The 1,024-nt window shown below is 47.9% G+C and carries 1 protein-coding gene; it reads left to right on the top strand.

Features of this window, described 5'->3' with window-relative positions; genetic code table 11:
- Positions 1 to 1,024, top strand: a 1,024-nt coding sequence (traN, locus tag R8N49_RS25260) for a conjugal transfer mating pair stabilization protein TraN (protein WP_318190228.1), incomplete at both ends; no start/stop codon positions are given.

Raw genomic sequence — 1,024 nt, forward strand, 5'->3', positions numbered from 1 at the left:
CACAGCGGTGGGTAAAGAGGCCCAGGCTTTCGGACAAAACCTCTCAAACTCATTCAAGTCGAGCTCGGGGACTGTGCAAGATGGCACAATCTCTATGCCGACGTTGAAAGACGGTCAATTCCAAATGAACGGGGGGAGTCAGATTAATGTCAATGATCTATTCCCCGGAACGAGCGGGACCAACAATAAACCTGATAGTTATTACTTCCCTGATGCCAATAAACCTGATGTGGGCGGTCTGCAAGGCATTTACGACTCTGGCGATGACATGGACAGCGTGGGGAATAATGCAAAAGGGTCGCTGTGGAGTGATGCCAATAGTGCTAATCCATCAATCTCTGGTGCGGCATACAAGGTTCTTCTCGATGCCTCTAATCGATCACGCCCTGATTTCAGTAATGACCCTGTACTAAATCTAAGCAAAAAGACCTATGAGGATATGGACCTCATCGCAGGTGGCTTTGGGGATTGTTCTGCCGAAACAACCATCAATCAGAATACTATCAACGCCCACATTCCAGAGTATGAACGGTGTCAGCGTGTTGTAGATCAAAGCGCGGACTGTGAGGTTGTCCATGACTACGATGCCTCTGTGGTGAAGCACTATGATGGTCCATATAACCTCAAATCTTGTGGAGAAGGCTGTACTGAGTTGTGGATTGGCCGAGTTGGTAACGACTACTGGAGTGGCAACTGTTCGATTTATGAGGAATACACGCGGGTCCAAGTCAGTAATCCAGACGCCATAGTGTCTGCAACTCTTGAGTACGCCAAGTGGGATGACTACATGCAAGTTTGGGTTGGTAAATCAGGTCAGGAAACTAAAGTATGGTCCGGCCCTGACGGCAATTTCCCTCCAGAAACGGCTGGCCGATGTGAATTGTCAACAAGTTGGGAGCGAAACCCTAATATTGATGTCACTCCCTATTTCAAGAATGTGAAAGATGGTGATGTTGTTACGTTTAAGATCCGCGTTTCAGTAACTGGCGCAGGTGAGGGTTTTGGCCGCATAAAGCTACGCTAT

It is taken from the genome of Vibrio sp. 1978 (assembly GCF_033344345.1).